The sequence below is a fragment of the Aeromicrobium panaciterrae genome, assembly GCF_031457275.1.
Lineage (GTDB): Bacteria > Actinomycetota > Actinomycetes > Propionibacteriales > Nocardioidaceae > Aeromicrobium > Aeromicrobium panaciterrae_A.
Genome location: NZ_JAVDWH010000001.1, coordinates 1,612,886 through 1,633,251, shown reverse-complemented (window position 1 = coordinate 1,633,251; position 20,366 = coordinate 1,612,886). Strand labels below are relative to the sequence as shown.

Below are 20,366 nucleotides of genomic sequence, written 5' to 3'. Positions count from 1 at the left end.
CCTTGCAGCTCGACCGTCGGACGAGCGTCACTCTACCGCCCAGATTCCGTCACTGTGTTGCCCTCGGGTGGGCAGATGCATAAATCTCCCGCAGTTTCTCGACTGTGACCAGTGTGTAGATCTGCGTCGTCGTCACCGAGGCGTGTCCGAGGAGCTCCTGAACGACTCGTACATCGGCTCCTCCGTCGAGGAGATGGGTCGCAAAAGAGTGCCGCAACGTGTGTGGAGATACGTCCGATGTGATCCCCGCACGCTTGGCCGCCTTCGTGAGTACGGTCCATGCGCTCTGTCGTGAGAGGCGCCCACCTCGTGCGTTGAGGAACACGGCTGGCGAGTTCTGCCGGGCTGACACCAACGCCGGTCGCGACGAGGTCAGGTAGTCGCTCAGCGACGCGAGAGCGAAAGAGCCCACCGGGAGTATGCGTTGCTTGCCGCCCTTGCCTCGCAAGAGGACGGTCGAGTCCTCGAGATCCAGATCGTCCAGGTCGATGCCGACGGCCTCGGAGATGCGCGCGCCGGTGCCGTACAGGACTTCGAGCAGCGCGCGATCGCGTGATGACAGCGTCGTGCCAGGCGCTCCAGCGGCGTCGAGGATCGCCTCAATGTCACTCAGCGGCAAAGCCTTGGGCAGTCGTGCCGCTGGTCGTGGTGGCTTCACGGCTGCCGTCACGTCAGACGTGACGAGTTGCTCTCGCACCATGAAGCGATGCAGTCCGCGCGCCGAGACGATGGTGCGAGCTGCGCTGGCCGTCCCGAGGGCCGAATGCTCGTCATCGCCGGTACGCAACGACCCAAGGAATGCCGCGATGTGGTTCTCGGTGATCGCTGTCGGCTCCGTCAGGCCCTCTGCGTTGAGGAAGTCGACGTATCGCCGCAGGTCACGGCGGTAGGAACGGATCGTGTTGTCAGCCAGGCCGCGCTCGACGCTGAGGTGACTCAGGTAGTCCTGGACGACCCGATCCATGCTCATTTGGAGCGCAGCACCTGCGCGGCAAGGATCGCAGCGACCGTGAGCGAGTCGCTGATCCGGCCAGCGAGTACGGCGTCAACCGCCTCGTCGAACGGCATCCACCACTGGACCATGTCCGCCTCTTCAGCATGGCGCGCAATGCGATCGGCTTCGGGAACCGGGCTCAGATCGGTAGCGGTGAAAACTTGCCAGGCCTCGGTCGAATATCCCGGGGTCGCCAGCAGCTTGAGCTGCGGCTCCCAGTGTCCCGCGATCAGGTCAGCTTCTTCGGCGAGCTCGCGGATCGAAGCGTCGAGTGCGGACTCCCCCGGTACGTCGAGAGTTCCGGCTGGAATCTCGAGCAGACGTCGACGTACGGGATGGCGATACTGCTCGACGAGCAGCAGACGATCCTCGTCATCAAGCGCCAAAATGCCGATGGCGTGATTGGGGCTCACGACCGCCCGAGCGTGCTCAGCACCGTCCGGGGCAACAATCGTGTCGATGCCAAGGCTGACGTACGGGCTTTCATACTTCGACTCGCTCGATGAGACCGGCCACGAAGCCTCGGCGTCGCTCAGGATGCTGCCGGCAAGTTTTCCCGGCAGATGAGGGTGGTCGGTCATGCGAGCTGCTGCTCTTCGACCGGCAAGCGGGTCTCGAGCTGACGTACGAGTGCCGCACCAATCAAGCCTGCGAACAGCGGATGCGCCTTTGTCGGGCGCGAGCGAAGCTCGGGGTGTGCCTGGGTCGACACGTAGTACGGGTGCACTTCACGCGGCAATTCGACGAACTCGACCAACGTCGAGTCGGGCGACGTGCCACTGAAGACGAGCCCGGCCTTCTCCAGCTGCTCACGGTAGGAGTTGTTGACCTCGTAGCGGTGACGGTGGCGCTCTTCGACCTTGACTGCGCCATATGCCTCCGCCACCACACTTCCGGCCTTGAGCGTCGCGGGATACAGGCCAAGACGCATGGTGCCGCCCAGATCGCCCTCGCCGTCCACAATCGACAGCTGTTCAGCCATTGTCGCAATGACGGGGTGGGGGGCTTCCGGATCGAACTCAGAGGAGCTCGCACCTTCGATGCCAGCGACGTTGCGGGCGTATTCAATGACCATGCACTGCAATCCGAGGCACAGGCCGAGGACTGGAATGCCTCGCTCGCGGGCATACTTCAACGCGCCGAGCTTGCCTTCGATACCGCGAATTCCGAACCCACCGGGCACACAAATGCCATCGACGTCGCCGAGATGCTGTGCAGCACCCGCCTCGGTCTCGCAGTCATCTGACGGCACCCAGCGAATCTTGACCCGGGCGTCGTGGGCGAATCCACCGGCACGCAACGCTTCAGCCACCGAGAGATAGGCGTCAGGCAGATCGATGTACTTGCCGACGAGCGCAATGGTCAGCTCCTCAGCCGGCTCATGCACGCGGCGAAGGAGTTCGTCCCACTGCGTCCAGTCGACATCGCGGAACGGCAGGTCGAGGCGACGCACCACGTACGCGTCGAGGCCCTGACTGTGCAGCACCTTGGGGATGTCATAGATCGACGGCGCATCGGCTGCCGTGATGACGGCTTCCTGGTCAACGTCGCACATCAGCGAGATCTTGCGCTTCATGCTCTCGGGGATGTCACGGTCTGCGCGGCACACGATTGCATCGGGCTGGATACCGATCGAGCGGAGCGCGGCGACAGAGTGCTGGGTCGGCTTGGTCTTCAGCTCACCCGACGGCCCAATGTAGGGAACCAACGAGATGTGCAGGAAGAACACGTTGCCGCGTCCGACGTCATGGCGTACCTGACGTGCTGCTTCGAGGAACGGGAGTGATTCGATATCGCCGACGGTGCCGCCGATCTCGGTGATGACGACATCAACGTCAGGACCAGCCATCGCACGGATGCGTGACTTGATCTCGTTCGTGATGTGCGGGATGACCTGCACGGTGTCACCGAGGTAGTCGCCGCGGCGTTCCTTGGCGATGACCTCCGAGTAGACCTGACCGGTCGTGACGTTGGCCATTCCAGCGAGGTCGACATCGAGGAAGCGCTCGTAGTGCCCGATGTCGAGATCGGTCTCGGCGCCATCGTCGGTGACGAAGACTTCGCCGTGCTGGAACGGGTTCATCGTTCCGGGGTCGACGTTCAGGTATGGGTCGAGCTTCTGCATCGTCACGCGGAGACCGCGAGACTTGAGAAGTCGCCCAAGGCTTGAGGCGGTGAGACCCTTGCCGAGCGAAGATGCGACTCCGCCGGTCACAAATACGTGTTTGGTAACCGCGCTACCTGCCAAGGTGACTCCCGTGGTCGAAAACCGATGTCGAGCGCTCACGATGCTTGGAAAAGCATCAGGCCTCCACGGGATTCCAGCCTACCAAGAAGAACGCCGTGTTGGTTACCAACGAGCGTGTCGGCTGCCCCACATCGGGAGATTTAGTCAGGCAATCCGCCGTCAGCGCTGCGGGAGGTGCCCCACGAGCCGCTGAGTCCTGACGCTTCCTTGGCTGCGGCCAGGACCGTGACCACGCGTCCGGCAGCCAGATCCGTCACATCGACGGTCGAGACACTGCTCGTTGCATCGCTGTCGCGTACGGCTTTGACGATTCCGCCGTCGGTGCTCGCGGACGAAGGCCCTGCGACGACAACACCCTTGCCGCTGGCGTCGAGCGCGGCAGCCATGGCGGCCACGACACTTCCCTGGTCTCCGGAGTTGCCTGCCTTCGGGGCAGTGAGGATGACGGCGAGTGTGGCTCGCTTGGTCGGAGTGGACGTCAGGGTGATCAGGTCACCTTCGACGAACGCCGACTGGATCGTGGTGGCCGTGGGGTCAACAGCGGCGGTCTTGTTGGCCATGATCGCCCGGCCCAGTGCTGCGCCGATGCGGCCGTAGCTGTCTCCAGCCGCAGAAACTCCCGGAACATCGGTCGCGGCTTGCTGCGCGATACCCTCGGCGAACTGTCGGTTCGATGAGCTCAGGAGCTTGGACGTCAGCTCGACCTGGCCCGTCACCTCGGCATCCGCCTGCTGCAGCAGTGTCGAAATGCCCTTGGCCTCAGCCGCGCTCGCGCCAGGCATCGTGATCACCACAACCGACTGACCCTTGAGCGCTCCCTTGAACAACGGGAGCGACGTACGCGCGGCATACGCCGACTCAAACGACGTCACCGCAGGATCGGCCGACGCCGTCGTCGACGAATCGTCACCGTCCAGCGCGGATCCGGCATCATCCAGCGGGCCAGATCCGAGCGCAATGCCCGCGGCCAGAGCCAGCAGAATCGCCGCAATCGAGACGAGGTGGTAGCGGAAGTTGATCACGAGACAAGTCCTTTGATCCAGGTGCCGAGGTCGCCGAGCTGTGACCCGATCGAGTCGAACCAGTCCTGTCCGACCGGAGTCACACCAACTGCCGTGATGACGGCAGCCAGTCCGGCGAACAGGAGGAGGGTGATGGGCCAGAGCGGCATACGGTCGTTGCTGAAATGGTGAACGGCCTTGGCGTCGACGATCTTCGACCCAGCCCGCAGGCGCGAGACGAACATCCGCGCAGCCTCAGTCGGAGCCCGATCCAGGAACTGCGAAAGGTCGGCCGGAGCACCCACATGGATGATCACCGATGCTTCGTTGGTGTCTGCCAAGAGAATCGCAAGATCGTCGTCAGCGCCGGTCGAGACGAAGGTGGCCACCTGCTTGCCGTGCTTTTCGAGGCGTTCAGGCATCTCGACGCGTCCAGACGCCGTGGTCACGACCACTTCGCCGGCGGCGCGAATCGCCCGGTCCGACAGATTGTCCAAAGCGCCAATCACGATCTTGGGCGTGTAGCCAGAATCCAGAAGTAGGTCCGCGCCCGCTCCGGCGCCGATCAGGACGGGATCGCTGTCCCGGATGTAGCGGCGAAGGCCACGAAGGTCTGCCACATCATCGTGTCCTCGTGAGACCACGACCACCGGTCGCCGACGCAGTCTGGTGCGAAGACGAGGGATCCGTGCGCCGCCAATGAGCATCGCGTGCTCACGCTGAATGTGGTCAGACGCATTCGCCGCCAACGAGTCGAGCTTGGTGGCGAGGCCGGATTCGGCAGAGGCGAGGTCGGTGCTGGTGCGCTGTTGGTCGAGCTCCGCCCCTGAGGCAACCAGGATCTCGTCCTTGAAAATCTTGCCGGCCTCAATACGCACGGTGTCGCCGGTCTTGAGACGAAGACTGAGATCGATCTGGGACACGTCGACCAGCGTGATTCCCGCGTGCGCGAGCATCTGCGGCCCCACATTGGGTATGCGCCCAGAACTGGATCGTGATGTGTTGACGACCGCCCGAACCCGCCGGTCGATCAACACCTCGGCCTGCTGACTGTCGAGGTCAGGGTGGTCAACCACGGCAATGTCGCCCTCACGGAGGGCGGCGAGATCTTTGTCGCGACGGGCGAACCGAACGGTGCCCACAATCCCCTTCGCCTCAGGCGGCAGGGGCGTCTTGCGGTTGCGGATGGCCATCGCGAACCATGCTGCCACGGACCTCAAGCGATGATCGGGAGGCGCGACGGCGGCGTGTGGCCTAGGCGCGCGCGAGTTCGAGCAGCTCGCGAGCGTGCGCCTGTGCAGCTGCGGAGTCTTCCTGGCCAGCCAACATGCGAGCAAGCTCGTCGACGCGATTGTCTTCGCCGAGCTCGACCACCGAACTGCTGGTGATGGTGCCATCGTCGTCCTTGGTCACGACGAAGTGATGGTGCGCAAACGCGGCCACCTGAGGCAAATGCGTCACTGCGATGACTTGAGCATGCTCGGAGAGCTTCGCCAGTCGGCGTCCCACTTCAACTGCCGCCTTGCCACCGATTCCAGCGTCGACCTCGTCGAACACCAGCGTTGGCACGGTCGTGCGATCGGCCAGTACGACTTCGAGCGCCAACATCAGGCGCGAAAGCTCGCCGCCACTTGCTCCCTTGTGCAGCGGTCGCAGTCCCGTACCGCTGTTGGCGGCGAACTGGAACTCGACCTCATCGATGCCGTGGGCTCCTGGAACTGCGTCCTCCGCAGAAGTCACCTGGACGACCAGACGAGCCGAGGGCATCGACAGCTGTGCGATTTCGGTGTCGACGAGTCCTGACAGCCGCTGAGCGGCTTCTGTGCGGAGATCCGACATGACCTTGGCCAGTCGCATCGTCTCTGGGACGAGTTGGGCCTGCTCTGCCTCAAGCTCTTCGATGGATGCGTCGTCGTGGCTGAGCTCGTTGAGCCTCGCGGCACTCTTCTCGGCCCACGCCATTACGTCGTCGAGCGTTGGCCCGTACTTGCGCTGCAGACCCGACAGCGCCGCGCGCCGTTCCTGAATCGTCGAGAGGCGTTCTGGGTCGAGCTCAACACCACCGGAGTAGGCCGCAAGCTCTGTTGCCACCTCGTCGAGCAGGATGCCGAGCTCGTGAACTCGCTCCCCCAGCGCATCGAGTGCTGGGTCGTGCCCGGCGGATTCTCGCAACGCCGTTGATGCTTCGGCGATTTTGGTGCGTGCCGCCTGCACATCACCATCACCCGCGAGAGCACGTTGCGCCTGATCGGCCGCCCTTGCCAAGGATTCGGAGTGGGCAAGCCGGCTCTCGTCGGCCTTGAGAGTCTCGTCCTCGCGCGGTTCGGGTGCTACCTGCTCGATCTCATCGAGTCCGTAGCGGAGCACGTCGAGCTCGCGGGCTCGCTCCTGTGCATGCGTGCGCAACTCATTGAGAGTTCGCTCGACGATCCGCCACCGCCTGTAAACCGGCTCGTAGGCCTCAGCAGCAGCGGTGAACTCCGCGCCGGCAAAGCGGTCGAGCGCTGAGCGCTGCTCGGTCGAACGCAACAGGCGGTGCTGATCGGATTGACCGTGTACGGCGACGAGCTCGTCGGTGACCTCGGCCAGCAACGCCGCCGGAACCGTGGCACCACCAGCGAGTGCCCTCGACCGGCCCTGGGCAGACAGCACGCGTCCCAGGATCACGACGTCGTCGTCGATCCGACCGCCGGCTTCTTCAACTGCCGCGACGGCCGCCGCTCCCGCAGGAACGCCAATGCTGGCTTCAACCCGCGCCTGATCAGCGCCCTGTCGTACGAGGCCAAGGTCAGCACGATCGCCGCGCAGAAGTCCGAGCGCTGTCACGACCATGGTCTTGCCCGCACCAGTTTCGCCTGTAATCACAGTGAATCCCGCGGACAGCTCGAGTTCAGCGGAGTCGATCACTCCCAACGATGAAAGTCGCAGGTGTTGCCACATCAGCTCTCACCGCGCTGTCGACGCTCAGCTGCTCCGCGCCAGCCATTGATGGGGAGGTCGAACTTGCGCACGAGGCGATCCGTGAACGATGCGGGCTGGAGGCGTGCCAGACGTACGGGTGTCGCGCCCTTGCGGACCTCGACTCGTGCGCCGAACGGCAAATCAGCCGCACGTCGACCGTCGCACCACAGGACTCCAGTGGACTGCTCGCCGACGATCTCAATTGCCAAAGTCGAGTCGGGCGAAACCACGAGTGGTCGCGCGAACAGAGCATGAGCACTGATCGGAACCATCAGCAGCGCCGAAACTTCGGGCCAGACGATCGGTCCGCCCGCACTGAAGTTGTATGCGGTCGAGCCGGTTGGCGTTGCACAGACGACACCGTCGCAGCCCCAGCGAGACACGGGCCGACCGTCGATTTCGACGACGATCTCAAGCATGCGCTCGCGGGCCGCCTTCTCGACGGATGCTTCGTTAAGTGCCCAGTTGGTCGCAACGATCTCGCCGCCCACCGTGACCGCGACATCGACCGTCAAACGCTCCTCGACGGTGAAGCTGCGATCCACAACGCCGCGTACGACGTCGTGCAGATCTTCGGCGTCGGCCTCAGCCAGGAAGCCGACGTGTCCCAGGTTGACTCCGAGCACCGGCGTATCGGTGCCTCGGCACAGCTCGGCGGCGCGCAGGATCGTGCCATCACCACCGAACACAACCGCGAGCTCGCAGCCCTGAGCAGCCCCAGGAGCCGACGGGACAACATCAGTCGCCTCAAGACCCGCGGCCCTGAGTTGATCAACTTCTGTGTCGAGGATGCGTACGTCGAGACCTTCAGCCCGCAGATCAGCCGCAAAGGCCGCAGCAATCTTCGTGGCCTCGTCGCGAGCGACATGCACCGCAAGCAGGATCGTCCTCATGATGGCGTCCTCGAAGTGTCGAGCGGGCCGGCCGCGACAACGTCATGGGCAGCATCAATCGAGGGAGGTTCGGCGTCCGTGCGCAGCCAGCAGAAGTATTCGACGTTGCCGGCAGGACCCGGAAGCGGACTCGGCGCCAACGCGCGTGTCCCCCATCCGAGCTCCGAGGCTGACAAGCACACGCGGTGGACGGCATCGGCATGCAGAAGTGGATCGCGGACCACGCCGTTCTTGCCGAGGTTGCTCTTGCCAACCTCGAACTGCGGCTTGATCATCAGCACGATGTCGCCTCCGTCCTCGCACACCCGCGTCAATGCCGGCATGACCACCGTAAGGGAGATGAACGACAGATCGGACACGACGAGCCCTACCTCTCCCCCAATGTCACCTGCCTCGATGTTGCGGATGTTGGTGCGATCGAAGACGTGAACACGATCGTCGGACTGCAGTGCCCAGACCAACTGTCCGTAGCCGACGTCGACTGCAGCCACCTCGCGTACGCCCTTGCGCAGCAGAACATCGGTGAACCCACCGGTCGAGGCACCGGCGTCGAGCGCCCGACGTCCCTCGACGTTGAGGCCCAGAGGTTCGAAGACCTCGAGTGCACCCAACAACTTGTGGGCGCCGCGAGATGCATAGGTCGGTCCCGAGCTCGTGCGCACCACGATTGCCTGGTCCGTGGTGACTCCCGTGGCTGCTTTGGTCGCCACCGAGCCTGCGACAGAAACCGATCCTTCACCGATCAATGTCGCGGCGTGGTCGCGCGACTTCGCCAGTCCTCGACGTACGAGTTCAGCGTCGAGTCGAAGCCGACGGGTCATGGTGACTCCGGTGCGTCCCCGTCACGACCTGCGCTTGCCAACGACTCACGGAGAGCCTGATGGATGGCGTCGAATTGCTCCGGGTGGTCGTTGATGTCGAGCTCGTCGAGTGACTCGAGTCGCTTGAGAGCCTCGTCGATTCGTTCGTTGCCTGTTGACTCCACCTCGGCCGACTCTGGCTCGGGGGTCGTCACGTCGTCGGCAGGCGTCTCGGTCATGGCTTCATTGTCCCATCGAGCCGTACGTGTTGGCCGGAGTGATCGGCAAGATGCCACGCGAGTCCCACGGCTGCACGGAAACCCGATGTGCTGCGGTCAGCCGCCTCGATGGTCAGGACACCATCACTGACCTGCGCCGATGCCCCATCACAACGTGCCGTCGATCCCTCGATCTGGATGGGTGCATGCGCTTCGTTCAGCCCGCCCAGGTCGTACGAGATGTAGGTCGGCCGATGTCCGACGCCGGCATCGATCACATCCTGCAGACCGTTGACCCCTGTGAGCACGAACAGTGTGTCGATGTCGGCTCCGATCGCACCATCGATGTCGGTGTCGAGGCGATCGCCAACCATCAACGGTCGCTCGCCACCAAAGCGCTCGAGCGTCTCGCGGAACAGCGCTGCTTCGGGCTTGCCCGCAACAGTCGGCTTCGTACCGGTCGCGTTGGAAATCGCTTGGACGAGTGAGCCATTGCCAGGTGCGACTCCACGAGCTGTCGGGATCGTGAGATCGGTGTTGCTCGCGAACCACGGAATACCGGCCTCGATGGCATAGGACGCTTCTGCCAGCTGGACCCAGCTGACATCCGGGTGGAACCCCTGGACCACGGCGAGCGGACCATCATCTAACGTCGCCACGCATCGCAGACCACGTTCTTCCAGAGGCTGACGCAGTCCTTCCCCGCCCACCAAAAGCACGGGCGAACCGGCTGGAAGTGCATCGGCAACGAGATGCGCGACGGCCTGGGCGGAGGTGACCACGTCACCGTCTTCGGCGTCCGACAAGCCGAGCTCGCGCAGATGCGAAGCAACCTCGGCAGCCGTCCGCGAAGCGTTGTTCGTGATGTACGCCAGTTGCGTGCCACTCGCTCGCGCTGCACCAAGAGATTCGACTGCACCAGGCACGGCATCCGGGCCGACGTAGACAACCCCATCAAGGTCGAGCATCGCAAGGTCGTAGGCCCTGCTCAACGGTCGGTCGCTCGAGCCCAAGGTCATGACGATGAGGCTACCGCCGCCTTGTCTGACGCTCGCTCAGCCCTCTGGCACGAATCGAGCTCAACCGTCACGCGGCTGGTCGGTCCGCTCGCTCCTCGCGAGAATCGTCGGCGGATCTCGCCGGTCACCACGACCTCTGTTCCGGCTTCGAGCTTTCGAACAGCACGCCTCATGGCAGTCGTCCAGGCAGCGCAGTCGATCGTGTCGACAGGTTGCTTGGACCGTCGCCGTGCAGCCGGACTCCGCTGCACGATCAGGCGAAACGAGACGACCTCGTCGCCACTGGGCAGGATGTGGGCTTCTGGACTAGCGGACACGCGGCCCGCCAAGCTCACGTGATTGTGTGTTTGGGTCATGAAACGACTCTGCCCCTCACCAATGGCGAGGGGCAGAGTGCAGATTTCGTGCTGTGGACGCGGACAAATCGTCGAGCGCCTGTGGACTATTCGCCCAGGTCAACGAGGCGCTCGTGAGCATCCGTCGCCTGGTTGCCGTCAACAGCAACCGTGCGGTGGAACCACTCAATCGCTTCTTCCTTGCGACCAGCGTCGAGCAAGGCATCGGCGTACGCATAGCGGAGCCGTGGCACCCATTCGCCACGTCCCTTGGTGTGCAGCGGCTCGGTCTCGAGGAGACGAATCGCAGCGTCATACTGGCCCTGGTCACGGCGGGCGCCGGCAACCACGATCGATAGCTCGATCTGGCCGGCGTCGTCGAGGTGGGCTCGGACGGCAGGCGTGTCGTACTCGATCGCCTTCTGCGGACGCTTCAACGCGCGCTCACAGTCGGCCATCATCGGGGCGTAGAGGTAGCTGCCATTCATGCGCTTGGCAGCCCTGAACTCTGAAAGTGCCTCAGCAAACTTGCCCGACGCATAAGCCGTTTCGCCGCACGCTTCGCGGACCAGACCGGTGCGCGTGGCACGTGCGCGAGCTGCGAGTGCGTGCAGATGCGCCTGCTCAGGGTTTTCGTGGATCAACAAACCGGCCATCACGAGGTGTCGCGCAACCTTGTCGGCGAGCTTCTCGGGAAGAGCCTGAAGAGCCTGGCGGGCGTACTTGTCGAGGTCCTTCGCGCTGACATCGTCAGGGATCGGAGGACCGTCGTAGATCTTCTGTGCTGCGGTGCGGTCGCCTTCTTCCTGGCGACGATCGCGGCGTGCTTCGTACGGCTTGCCGTCCCTACGAGGGGTCTGCGGCTTGCCATCACGGCGTTCGGGCCGGCTATCGCGACCCTGTCCTGCGGGCTTTCCGTCGCGGCGCGGCGGATCGCCAGCTCCACGTCGATCTCGGCCCTGACCTGCGGGTTTGCCACCACGAGGTCCCCCGCGACCCGCGGGCTTCCCACCGTCTCGGCGGGGGTTTCTCGACTCTGCCATGAGTCGATCCTTTCATCGAAATGCTCTGTACTTCAAAAGTCGGCGAGTAAATGCAGCAAGGCCGCTCCCATAGGGAGCGGCCTCGCGCTTAATGATTGTCCGGCGGCGTCCTACTCTCCCACACAGTCACCCGTGCAGTACCATCGGCGCTGAATGGCTTAACTTCCGGGTTCGGAATGTTACCGGGTGTTTCCCATTCGCTATGGCCGCCGAAACTCTATTGAGATATCAACAAAACCTTGGAGTTCTCCTGGCCTTCAAAGGCACAGTGGAACTTTTCCGGTTCCCGAACATATCTCGGGAACCTCACAGTGGACGCGGTAGATCTTTGTAAGAAACAAGCCCTCGGCCTATTAGTACCGGTCGGCTCCATGCATTGCTGCACTTCCACCTCCGGCCTATCAACCCAGTGGTCTGCTGGGGGCCTTACCTGGTAAACCAGTGGGAAACCTCATCTTGAAACGCGCTTCCCGCTTAGATGCTTTCAGCGGTTATCGCTTCCGAACGTAGCTAACCAGCAGTGCTCTTGGCAGAACAACTGGCACACCAGAGGTTCGTCCATCCCGGTCCTCTCGTACTAGGGACAGATTTTCTCAAGTTTCCTACGCGCGCGGCGGATAGGGACCGAACTGTCTCACGACGTTCTAAACCCAGCTCGCGTGCCGCTTTAATGGGCGAACAGCCCAACCCTTGGGACCTGCTACGGCCCCAGGATGCGACGAGCCGACATCGAGGTGCCAAACCATCCCGTCGATATGGACTCTTGGGGAAGATCAGCCTGTTATCCCCGGGGTACCTTTTATCCGTTGAGCGACGCCGCTTCCACTTGCCAGCGCCGGATCACTAGTTCCGACTTTCGTCCCTGCTCGAGCTGTCACTCTCACAGTCAAGCTCCCTTGTGCACTTACACTCGAAACCTGATTGCCAACCAGGCTGAGGGAACCTTTGAGCGCCTCCGTTACATTTTAGGAGGCAACCGCCCCAGTTAAACTACCCATCAGGCACTGTCCCTGATCCAGATAATGGACCTAGGTTAGATATCTAGTACAGCCAGAGTGGTATTTCAACGATGACTCCACCTGAACTGGCGTCCAAGCTTCACAGTCTCCCACCTATCCTACACAAACTGAACCAAACACCAATACCAAACTATAGTAAAGGTCCCGGGGTCTTTCCGTCCTGCCGCGCGTAACGAGCATCTTTACTCGTAGTGCAATTTCGCCGAGTCCATGGTTGAGACAGCGCCCAAGTCGTTACTCCATTCGTGCAGGTCGGAACTTACCCGACAAGGAATTTCGCTACCTTAGGATGGTTATAGTTACCACCGCCGTTTACTGGGGCTTAAGTTCTGTGCTTCGCTTGCGCTGACACGTCCCCTTAACCTTCCAGCACCGGGCAGGAGTCAGTCCGTATACGGCGTCTTTCGACTTAGCACGGACCTGTGTTTTTAGTAAACAGTCGCTTGGGCCTGGTCTCTGCGGCCTTCAACGCTTCTCGGAGCAAGTCCGATGACGAATCCGGCCCCCCTTCTCCCGAAGTTACGGGGGCATTTTGCCGAGTTCCTTAACCATGGTTCACTCGATCACCTTAGTATTCTCTACCTGACCACCTGAGTCGGTTTGGGGTACGGGCGGCTCTAGATCTCGCTAGATGCTTTTCTCGGCAGCATAGGATCACTCACTTCGGCTAAAACGCCTCCCCATCAGATCTCAGGCATGTGAATGACGGATTTGCCTATCATTCGCCCTACGTCCTTGGCCCGGGACAACCATCGCCCGGGATGAGCTACCTTCCTGCGTCACACCATTGCTTGCCTACTACTAGATCGGGTCGTGCGCAGCACCGACTTCGCTCCGAAGAGTCCCGTCAGTTTTGGGCACTTAGCATTTCTAGGTTCGGCATGGGCGATCTAATGCCGGTACGGGAATATCAGCCCGTTGTCCATCGACTACGCCTGTCGGCCTCGCCTTAGGTCCCGACTTACCCAGGGAAGATTAGCTTGACCCTGGAACCCTTGGTCATTCGGTGGAGGAGTTTCTCACTCCTCATTCGCTACTCATGCCTGCATTCTCACTCGTGTAGCCTCCACGGCTGGATCACTCCGCCGCTTCGCTGGCCACACGACGCTCCCCTACCGATCCATACGCCTGGACCACAAAGGCCTAGCACGTGTATGAATCCCATAGCTTCGGTGGATAACTTGAGCCCCGCTAAATTGTCGGCGCGGAATTACTTGACCAGTGAGCTATTACGCACTCTTTCAAGGGTGGCTGCTTCTAAGCCAACCTCCTGGTTGTCTCTGCGACTCCACATCCTTTTCCACTTAGTTATCGCTTTGGGACCTTAGCTGATGGTCTGGGCTGTTTCCCTCTCGACAATGGAGCTTATCCCCCACTGTCTCACTGCTGCGCTCTCACTTACCGGCATTCGGAGTTTGGCTGAGTTCAGTAAGCTTGTAGGCCCCCTAGCCCATCCAGTGCTCTACCTCCGGCAAGAAACACGCAACGCTGCACCTAAATGCATTTCGGGGAGAACCAGCTATCACGGAGTTTGATTGGCCTTTCACCCCTATCCACAGGTCATCCCCCCAGTTTTTAACCTAGGTGGGTTCGGTCCTCCACGCGGTCTTACCCGCGCTTCAACCTGCCCATGGATAGATCACTCCGCTTCGGGTCTAGATCCAGCAACTCAATCGCCCTATTCGGACTCGCTTTCGCTACGGCTACGGCTCAACGCCTTAACCTCGCTACTGAACGCTAACTCGCAGGCTCATTCTTCAAAAGGCACGCTGTCACCCGTCACAAGGACGAGCTCCAACGGATTGTATGCACATGGTTTCAGGTACTATTTCACTCCCCTCCCGGGGTACTTTTCACCTTTCCCTCACGGTACTAGTCCGCTATCGGTCATCGAGGAGTATTTAGGCTTAACGGGTGGTCCCGCTAGATTCACACCGAATTTCAGGGGTTCGGTGTTACTTGGGATGACACAAAAGAGCCATGAGCTTACGTGTACGGGGGTCTCACCCTCTATGCCGCGACTTTCCAGTCGGCTTTCACTTCACTCATGGTTTATGACTCTTTGTCTGCTCGGCAGAACAGACCATGTGGTCCCACAACACCGTAATGACAACGCCTGCCGGCTATCACATCACTACGGTTTAGCCTGGTCCGGTTTCGCTCGCCACTACTACCGGAATCACTTTTGTTTTCTCTTCCTGTGGGTACTGAGATGTTTCACTTCCCCACGTTCCCTCCAAACGCCCTATGTGTTCAGGCGCAGGTAACTGGACTTTCCTCCAGCTGGGTTTCCCCATTCGGACATCCCCGGATCACAGGTTGGTTGTCACCTTCCCGGGGCTTTTCGCAGACTCCAACGTCCTTCATCGGCTCTCGATGCCAAGGCATCCACCATGTGCACTTAGTAGCTTGTTGTTACTACAAAGATGCTCGCGTCCACTGTGAAGTTCTCAAAATACGTTCGGTCCCACATAAGTTCCCGCGCCTGCCAGGTATCCCTTGCGGGGTGAACCTGGTGGTTCGTGGGGGTATGTGGTCCGAGAAACCAACTCTTACGAGCTGATCCCTCAGGACCCAACAGTGTGCCTGATTTGTTGACTGTGTTCCAGCGATTTTCCACTCTCCGAGGAGAAGTACTGACGCTGTTGGCTGTCAACAAGCCAAATAGTCGACGATCCACTAGTGAGCTGAGCTGCGTACGAACATTCGCCGTACAAACAGACTCAAATGGACACCGTGTCTTGCGACCGGTGCCATGTGCTCCTTAGAAAGGAGGTGATCCAGCCGCACCTTCCGGTACGGCTACCTTGTTACGACTTCGTCCCAATCGCCAGCCCCACCTTCGACAGCTCCCTCCGTAAACGGTTGGGCCACTGGCTTCGGGTGTTGCCGACTTTCATGACGTGACGGGCGGTGTGTACAAGGCCCGGGAACGTATTCACCGCAGCGTTGCTGATCTGCGATTACTAGCGACTCCGACTTCATGGGGTCGAGTTGCAGACCCCAATCCGAACTGAGACCGGCTTTTTGGGATTCGCTCCACCTTGCGGTTTCGCAGCCCTTTGTACCGGCCATTGTAGCATGCTTGAAGCCCTGGACATAAGGGGCATGAAGACTTGACGTCATCCCCACCTTCCTCCGAGTTGACCCCGGCAGTCTCCTATGAGTCCCCACCATTACGTGCTGGCAACATAGAACGAGGGTTGCGCTCGTTGCGGGACTTAACCCAACATCTCACGACACGAGCTGACGACAGCCATGCACCACCTGTATACCGACTAAAAGGGGCTCTATCTCTAGAGCTTTCCGGTATATGTCAAACCCAGGTAAGGTTCTTCGCGTTGCATCGAATTAATCAGCATGCTCCGCCGCTTGTGCGGGCCCCCGTCAATTCCTTTGAGTTTTAGCCTTGCGGCCGTACTCCCCAGGCGGGGCGCTTAATGCGTTAGCTGCGGCACGGAGACCGTGGAAGGTCCCCACACCTAGCGCCCAACGTTTACGGCATGGACTACCAGGGTATCTAATCCTGTTCGCTCCCCATGCTTTCGCTCCTCAGCGTCAGGTAATGCCCAGAGAACCGCCTTCGCCACCGGTGTTCCTCCTGATATCTGCGCATTCCACCGCTACACCAGGAATTCCGTTCTCCCCTGCATACCTCTAGTCTGCCCGTATCGGACGCACGCTCAGGGTTGAGCCCTGAGTTTTCACGCCCGACGTGACAAACCGCCTACGAGCCCTTTACGCCCAATAATTCCGGACAACGCTCGGACCCTACGTATTACCGCGGCTGCTGGCACGTAGTTGGCCGGTCCTTCTTCTGCAGGTACCGTCACTTTCGCTTCGTCCCTGCTGAAAGAGGTTTACAACCCGAAGGCCGTCATCCCTCACGCGGCGTTGCTGGATCAGGCTTTCGCCCATTGTCCAATATTCCCCACTGCTGCCTCCCGTAGGAGTCTGGGCCGTGTCTCAGTCCCAGTGTGGCCGGTCACCCTCTCAGGCCGGCTACCCGTCATCGCCTTGGTGAGCCATTACCTCACCAACAAGCTGATAGGCCGCAAGCTCATCCTTCTCCGCCGGAGCTTTCCACCTCAGAACATGTGTTCCGAGGTCATATTCGGCATTAGCCACCGTTTCCAGTGGTTATTCCGATGAGAAGGGCAGATTGCTTACGTGTTACTCACCCGTTCGCCGCTCGTGTACTCCCGAAGGAGCCTTACCGCTCGACTTGCATGTGTTAAGCACGCCGCCAGCGTTCGTCCTGAGCCAGGATCAAACTCTCCGTTGAAAGCAGTTAAGTACTGCTCAAACTTCAGTTCGACTCTGACAAACTATTTGCTGACAAATAAATTGTCGGAATTGATTTCCATCAAGGTCGGCGAGCCGAAGCTCTCCGATGGTCTCGACGGGGTATTACTAATTAATCTCGTCGACTTTTGGCACACTGTTGAGTTCTCAAGGATCAGACGCACACCGAAACCCAGAACCTTGCGGTCTGAGTTTTGGGGCAACTCGTCTAACTTACACTGCTCGTTTTCACCGGTCAAACCCGGGTCGGTCACAGTATTTGGCTGCCAGCCCGAGCGACCCGCCTTGCGGCTTTTCGCTCCGTCGTGCTGTGCAACAAGTAGAACACTACGGGGCGGGATTTGCGCACGTCAAATCGGGGTCCTGTGGCTAGCGTCACACGGTCGCCAGCCCCTGAAATTGCAGGGTTCAGGACACCGACACGCCCGAAATCGCCCGCTTGCCCTTACGCAAAACGGCCCACTTGCCATGCAGCAGTTGGTCGCCGGAAAGCACCAAATCAGGGTCCGTGACACGCTCGTTGTTCACGTACGCCCCTCCCTCGGCAACCGCGCGTCTGGCGGCGGACTTCGATTCGGCCAGACCTGTGGCCACAAATGCGTCGACCACAGTCGGCGAATCGGTGGCTTTGAGCTCAACTGCGCCGGCTTCGCGGAGGGCTGCGCCAAGGGTTGTCTCGGGCAGGTCCGTCAGCTCGGCACGTCCGAACAGTGCTCCAGAGGCGAGTTCTGCTGCAGCGGCCTCGTCTGCGCCGTGCACGATCGTTGTCACCTCGGCTGCCAAGCGGCGTTGCGCAGCTCGTAGTCCTGGCTTCTCGGCGTGCTCTGTTTCCAGTGCGGCGATCTCGTCGACCGGCACGAAGGTGAATTGGCGGAGGTACTCCCCCACTTTGCTGTCTTCAGCCTGAATCCACGACTGGTAGAACGCGTAGGGACTGGTCAGTTCGGCGTCGAGCCAGACAGTGCCTGACTCGGTCTTGCCGAACTTGGTCCCATCCGCCTTGGTGATCAATGGAGTCGCGAGCGCATGCACCTTGGCGCCGGCCGCTCGACGTACGAGCTCAACGCCTGCCGTGATGTTGCCCCACTGATCGCTTCCGCCCGTCTGCAGAACGCAGCCGTGGCGGCGGTGCAGCTCGAGGTAGTCGAGCGACTGTAGGAGTACGTAGCTGAACTCGGTGTAGCTGATGCCGGCTTCGAGTCGGGCGCTGACGACTTCGCGGGCGAGCATCCGGTTGACCGGGAAGTGCTTGCCGATGTCGCGCAGGAAGTCGATCGTGCTGAGACCTTCGGTCCAGTCGAGGTTGTTGACCAAGGTCGCCGCGGCGTCGCCGTCGAGCTTGACGAAGTGAGACACCTGCGTACGGATGCGCTCGACCCATTCGGCCGTCGTCTCCTTGGTGTTCATGACGCGCTCGCCGGCTTCCTTGGGATCGCCGATGAGTCCGGTCGATCCGCCGACGAGGATCAGCGGCTTGTGGCCCGCGTCCTGCAAGCGTCGCGCGGTGAGCAGCTGCAGCAGGTTGCCGATGTGCAGGCTCGGGGCCGTGGGGTCGAAGCCCACATAGAACGTGATCGGACCTGTCGTGAGATCTGCTCGCAGTGCATCAGGGTCCGTCGAGTGCGCGATGAGGCCGCGCGCCTCGAGGTCATCAAGTACGTGGGTCACGCTGCCCATTCTCACCCACCGGGCTCATACGGCCCACAGCGGTTCAGAGCACCGCTGCGGCAACTTGTCCTGGCTTCACAGCGAGCACCGGAACCGACGAGTCGAGCAGCAGTTGCTGAGCCGTGCTGCCCATCAGGAACTTGCCGACGGGCGAACGCGGCCGAAGTCCGATCACGAGCAGGCTGGCTGACGTATCTTCGACGACCTTGAGGATCTGAGCAGCGGTATCGGCGCCAACCGGCTGCTGGATCGACACCTTGGAACCGACCAACTCATGGAGGCGCTGGCGAAGCTGCTCGAGCTCGAAGCCACGCAGGAATCCCGGGGCGTCAAGATCGGCGTCGCGGGACACGTTGACCACCGTCAGCGTGTCATCTGTTGCGTTGGCCCGGGCTACACCGTGCTCAAGGGCTGCCTCGCCGTACTCATCACTGCGGTATCCGACCACGACTGACATCGTGTGGGCCTCTCTCTGCTGGTTGGGTCCCCTCCCCACGCCAGATCATGTCGCACCGCGTGCGTCCGTGTCTCCCTTTGTGATCAGGCGCACGGAATAGCCAGACGTACCGATGTGGTTGAAACTTGCATGAGCAATGTGAAGGTAGACATCTGGTCCGACGTGGCATGCCCCTGGTGCTTCATCGGCAAGCGCCGGTTTGAGGCAGCCGTGGGCGACTTCACTGCTGGTGGTGACACCGTCGAGGTCGAGTACCACTCGTTCGAGCTCTCCCCCGACACCCCAATCGATTACACCGGCAGCCACAGCGAGTTCCTGTCGAAGCACAAGGGCATCCCGGAGGCGCAGGCGAGCCAGATGCTCACTCAGATGACGGAGCTCGGCAAGTCCGTCGACATCGCGTACGACTACGACTCGCTGCACACGACCAACACGATCAAGGCGCACGAGCTGCTGCATCTGGCCAAGTCGCACGACAAGCAGCTGGAGATGAAGGAGCGCCTACTGAAGGCGTACTTCGAAGAAGGTCGGCACGTTGGTCAGATCGATGAACTGGCTGACCTAGGTGCCGAGATCGGACTCGACCGCGATGAGGTCGTCGACGCTCTCAAGTCCGAGAAGTTCCTCGACGACGTTATGGCTGACAAGGCGCAGGCCGTCGCGTACGGAATTCGTGGTGTGCCGTTCTTCGTGATTAACGGGAAGTACGGCGTCTCTGGTGCCCAGGAATCAGCCACCTTCGTCGACGTGCTCACTCAGGCGGCAGCCGAGTGACCGGTCCGTTCGAGATGGTCGGCGATGACGCACCGCTGTGTGAAGACGGCGTGTGCGAAATCCCCACCACCGACGACTAGGCGCGCGGGCTTCGGCGATAGGCCGAGACTGTTGGATCGCCCGTGATCCAGAAGCGCCACGGAACATCTGCGGCCTTCGAGACTCCGACACGTGGGCCATCGCTGATGGTGGTCGTCGAGGTCGGCTCACCGCCGAGATGAACTGCGTTGCTCGCGAGCAGGTCCATGCCCAAGTCATCGAGCGACAGGCCGAGCGCTTTGGCGAGGTTGCCGGGTCCACGAGCAAGAGCGACATCCTTCACTTGGTCGCCTCGCCGGTCGCGCGCGAGCTTGATGCCGTCGACGATCTCGCCGGCCCGGATCAGAACTGCCGACGCGGTCTCCGTCGGACCGGTGACGATGTTGGCGCAGAAGTGCATGCCGTACGAGCGGTAGACGTATAAGCGCCAGGGCTCGCCGAACATGATCTCTGAGCGCGGCGTACGGGTGTACGCATGCGAGGCAGGGTCGTTGACTCCCCCGTAGGCCTCGACCTCGGTGATCCGCGCTGCGACGCCGTGGCCATGCAGGACGCGCCCCAGCAGGGCGCGAGCATGATCCGTGACGTCCAC

16 protein-coding genes and 3 rRNA genes are annotated in these 20,366 nt (G+C 61.4%); 1 reads left to right on the top strand and 18 read right to left on the bottom strand.

The window, feature by feature from the left end; genetic code table 11:
* Positions 1 to 49: 49 nt before the first annotated feature.
* From xerD to J2X11_RS08385, 17 genes are all read right to left on the bottom strand, one after another.
* Positions 50 to 970: a site-specific tyrosine recombinase XerD gene (xerD, locus tag J2X11_RS08465; RefSeq protein WP_309969369.1), complete on the bottom strand. Its 921-nt coding sequence runs from the start codon at positions 968 to 970 to the stop codon at positions 50 to 52.
* Positions 967 to 1,575, bottom strand: a complete 609-nt coding sequence (locus J2X11_RS08460) for an NUDIX hydrolase (RefSeq protein ID WP_309969366.1) — start codon at positions 1,573 to 1,575, stop codon at positions 967 to 969. Before J2X11_RS08460 ends, xerD begins: the two co-directional genes overlap by 4 nt.
* The gene (locus tag J2X11_RS08455) at positions 1,572 to 3,242 is read right to left on the bottom strand and encodes a CTP synthase (protein ID WP_309969363.1); all 1,671 of its coding nucleotides are present in this window, start codon (positions 3,240 to 3,242) and stop codon (positions 1,572 to 1,574) included. Before J2X11_RS08455 ends, J2X11_RS08460 begins: the two co-directional genes overlap by 4 nt.
* A 140-nt stretch (positions 3,243 to 3,382) precedes the next feature.
* A complete protein-coding gene (locus J2X11_RS08450; RefSeq protein WP_309969360.1) occupies positions 3,383 to 4,264 on the bottom strand; it encodes a copper transporter in 882 nt (293 codons plus the stop codon).
* Complete coding sequence (steA, locus tag J2X11_RS08445; RefSeq protein ID WP_309969356.1) at positions 4,261 to 5,454, bottom strand: putative cytokinetic ring protein SteA; 1,194 nt, start codon at positions 5,452 to 5,454, stop codon at positions 4,261 to 4,263. The genes J2X11_RS08450 and steA overlap by 4 nt, the downstream gene beginning before the upstream one ends.
* A 43-nt stretch (positions 5,455 to 5,497) precedes the next feature.
* Entirely contained in the window at positions 5,498 to 7,183 is a 1,686-nt protein-coding gene (recN, locus tag J2X11_RS08440) for a DNA repair protein RecN (RefSeq protein ID WP_309969353.1), read from the bottom strand.
* On the bottom strand, positions 7,183 to 8,097 hold the full coding sequence (locus tag J2X11_RS08435) for an NAD kinase (protein WP_309969350.1): 915 nt from the start codon (positions 8,095 to 8,097) through the stop codon (positions 7,183 to 7,185). Before J2X11_RS08435 ends, recN begins: the two co-directional genes overlap by 1 nt.
* Positions 8,094 to 8,918 carry a TlyA family RNA methyltransferase gene (locus J2X11_RS08430; RefSeq protein WP_309969347.1) on the bottom strand — a complete coding sequence of 275 codons (825 nt, stop codon included), beginning with the start codon at positions 8,916 to 8,918 and terminating at the stop codon, positions 8,094 to 8,096. The genes J2X11_RS08435 and J2X11_RS08430 overlap by 4 nt, the downstream gene beginning before the upstream one ends.
* Positions 8,915 to 9,136, bottom strand: a complete 222-nt coding sequence (locus tag J2X11_RS08425; RefSeq protein ID WP_309969344.1) for a hypothetical protein — start codon at positions 9,134 to 9,136, stop codon at positions 8,915 to 8,917. The genes J2X11_RS08430 and J2X11_RS08425 overlap by 4 nt, the downstream gene beginning before the upstream one ends.
* Positions 9,133 to 10,134, bottom strand: coding sequence for an HAD-IIA family hydrolase (locus J2X11_RS08420; RefSeq protein ID WP_309969341.1), 1,002 nt, complete (start codon positions 10,132 to 10,134; stop codon positions 9,133 to 9,135). Before J2X11_RS08420 ends, J2X11_RS08425 begins: the two co-directional genes overlap by 4 nt.
* The gene (locus J2X11_RS08415; RefSeq protein ID WP_309969339.1) at positions 10,131 to 10,490 is read right to left on the bottom strand and encodes a single-stranded DNA-binding protein; all 360 of its coding nucleotides are present in this window, start codon (positions 10,488 to 10,490) and stop codon (positions 10,131 to 10,133) included. The genes J2X11_RS08420 and J2X11_RS08415 overlap by 4 nt, the downstream gene beginning before the upstream one ends.
* 86 nt (positions 10,491 to 10,576) lie before the next feature.
* Entirely contained in the window at positions 10,577 to 11,512 is a 936-nt protein-coding gene (locus J2X11_RS08410) for a tetratricopeptide repeat protein (RefSeq protein ID WP_309969336.1), read from the bottom strand.
* Between the two features lie 97 nt (positions 11,513 to 11,609).
* Positions 11,610 to 11,726: ribosomal RNA gene (gene rrf, locus J2X11_RS08405) — 5S ribosomal RNA — on the bottom strand.
* A gap of 119 nt (positions 11,727 to 11,845) precedes the next feature.
* Positions 11,846 to 14,946, bottom strand: a 23S ribosomal RNA gene (locus J2X11_RS08400).
* A gap of 353 nt (positions 14,947 to 15,299) precedes the next feature.
* A 16S ribosomal RNA gene (locus J2X11_RS08395) occupies positions 15,300 to 16,816 on the bottom strand.
* The 16S, 23S and 5S rRNA genes sit together here, the layout of an rRNA operon.
* Before the next feature lie 428 nt (positions 16,817 to 17,244).
* Entirely contained in the window at positions 17,245 to 18,513 is a 1,269-nt protein-coding gene (gene tyrS / locus J2X11_RS08390; protein WP_396127850.1) for a tyrosine--tRNA ligase, read from the bottom strand.
* 34 nt (positions 18,514 to 18,547) lie between these two features.
* Positions 18,548 to 18,961 (bottom strand): universal stress protein, encoded by a 414-nt coding sequence (locus J2X11_RS08385; RefSeq protein WP_309969330.1) that lies wholly within the window; start codon positions 18,959 to 18,961, stop codon positions 18,548 to 18,550.
* A 129-nt stretch (positions 18,962 to 19,090) separates the two neighbouring features.
* Here J2X11_RS08385 and J2X11_RS08380 point away from each other — a divergent pair, with 129 nt between their 5' ends.
* Entirely contained in the window at positions 19,091 to 19,735 is a 645-nt protein-coding gene (locus J2X11_RS08380; protein WP_309969327.1) for a DsbA family oxidoreductase, read from the top strand.
* 76 nt (positions 19,736 to 19,811) lie between these two features.
* Here the strand turns inward: J2X11_RS08380 and J2X11_RS08375 are convergent, their stop codons facing one another.
* On the bottom strand, positions 19,812 to 20,366 hold the full coding sequence (locus J2X11_RS08375) for a DNA-3-methyladenine glycosylase (protein WP_309969324.1): 555 nt from the start codon (positions 20,364 to 20,366) through the stop codon (positions 19,812 to 19,814).